The following is a 2,038-nucleotide window of genomic DNA, read 5'->3' on the forward strand; positions in this document are numbered from 1 at the left end:
GCCGCGCAGCCGCTGGCGGGTGCGCGGATCACGGGTTCGCTGCACATGACGGTGCAGACGGCGGTGCTGATCGAGACGCTGGTGGCGCTGGGCGCCCGGGTGCGGTGGGCTTCGTGCAACATCTTCTCCACCCAGGATCACGCCGCGGCGGCGATGGCGGTGGCGGGGATCCCGGTGTTCGCCTGGAAGGGTGAGACGCTGGAGGAGTACTGGTGGTGCACGGAGCAGGCGCTGTCGTGGCCGGACAGTCCGTCGGGTGGTCCGAACATGATTCTGGACGACGGCGGGGACGCGACGATGCTGGTGCATCAGGGGGTGCAGTACGAGAAGGTGGGTGCGGCGCCTGATCCGGGGTCGGCGGAGAACGAGGAGCACCGGGTGGTGCTGGAGTTGCTGAACCGGTCGCTGGCCGCTGATGGGCGGAAGTGGACGAATGTGGCGTCGGAGATCCGTGGGGTGACGGAGGAGACGACGACGGGTGTGCACCGGTTGTACGAGATGTTCCGGGCGGGGGAGTTGTTGTTCCCGGCGGTGAATGTGAATGACGCGGTGACGAAGTCGAAGTTCGACAACCGGTACGGGTGCCGGCATTCGCTGGTGGACGGGATCAACCGGGCCACGGATGTGTTGATCGGTGGCAAGGTCGCGGTGGTGTGCGGTTACGGGGATGTGGGGAAGGGGTGTGCGGAGTCGCTGCGGGGGCAGGGCGCGCGGGTGATCGTGACGGAGATCGATCCGATCTGTGCGCTGCAGGCGGCGATGGACGGGTACCAGGTGGCACGTCTTGAGGATGTGGTGGGGACGGCCGACATCTTCATCACCGCGACGGGCAACAAGGATGTGATCACGGCCGCGCACATGCGGGGGATGAAGCATCAGGCGATCGTGGGGAACATCGGTCATTTCGACAATGAGATCGACATGGCGGGGCTGGCGGCGTTGGAGGGTGTGGTGCGGGATGAGGTGAAGCCGCAGGTGCACACGTGGCGGTTCCCGGAGGGGCACAGCATCATCGTGCTGTCGGAGGGGCGGCTGCTGAATCTGGGGAATGCGACGGGGCATCCGTCGTTCGTGATGTCGAACAGTTTCGCGAATCAGACGATCGCGCAGATCGAGCTGTTCACGCGGACGCAGGAGTATCCGGTCGGGGTGCATGTGCTGCCCAAGCACCTGGACGAGAAGGTCGCCCGGCTGCATCTGGAGGCACTGGGAGCCCGGCTGACCGAGCTCACCCCGGAACAGGCCTCCTACATCGGCGTCTCGGTGGAAGGCCCCTACAAGCCCGACCACTACCGGTACTGAGGCGGTGACGGTGACCATGTCTGGTTCCACCGTGGACACGCACCTGCCCACCAGGCTGCTGCACACCGAGCACGCGACCCTGCTGCCCCTGCTGCGGAAGTCTCCCGAACGCCGGTTCACCCTCCGCACGGCCTGCCCGGGATGGACGGTACGGGATGTTCTCGCGCACTGCGCCGGCGCGCTGACCCGCATCGTGGAGGACCGGTACGAGGAGGGGTTCACTCCTCGGGCGAACGCCGCCGACGTGGCGCACCGCCGCGAGTGGCCGCTGAGCCGCGTTCTCGACGAGCTGGAACGGGGCTTCCTCGAAGCCGGCCCGGCCATCGCCAAGGCCGGCGGTGAGCTGGACGTGATCGCCCTGGGCGAGTGGGTGCACGCCGGCGATGTCCGGGACGCCTTCGGGGTCCCGGGGGCCTACGGCGGGGAGAGCGTGTGGGACGCGCTGGCGATCCTCGCCGAGGCCAGCCGGACCCGTGGCACGCCCCGCGTGTACGCCGAACTCCCGCAGCGCAACGGGCCGCTGGTGCTCGGCCGGGTCGTGGAGGACCGCCCTCCCGGCCGGCTCCGCTGCGGCCCCGAGGTGCTGATCCGGCTCTACTCCGGCCGTCCGGTGGTCGGCACGCGTTATGCCCTGTCCGGGGCCGAGGAGAGCGAGCTCGTCATCTATCGCTGACAGCGGTCCCCCGCCGGGGCGGCGGCGGAAGCGCGGGAGAGGCCGGCCGGAGCACTCCGGCCG

Annotated in this window: 2 protein-coding genes; both read left to right on the forward strand. The window is 68.9% G+C overall.

All coding sequences use genetic code 11. The features are described 5' to 3' along the window. The coding region (gene ahcY / locus ABD299_RS24880) for an adenosylhomocysteinase (protein WP_344267046.1) at nucleotides 1-1,302 on the forward strand (1,302 nt) is incomplete at its 5' end. 16 nt (nucleotides 1,303-1,318) lie between these two features. Beyond that, nucleotides 1,319-1,975, forward strand: a complete 657-nt coding sequence (locus ABD299_RS24885; RefSeq protein WP_344267048.1) for a maleylpyruvate isomerase family mycothiol-dependent enzyme — start codon at nucleotides 1,319-1,321, stop codon at nucleotides 1,973-1,975. Nucleotides 1,976-2,038: the final 63 nt, after the last annotated feature.

The organism is Streptomyces sodiiphilus (genome assembly GCF_039529215.1).
Classification (GTDB): Bacteria; Actinomycetota; Actinomycetes; order Streptomycetales; family Streptomycetaceae; genus Streptomyces; species Streptomyces sodiiphilus.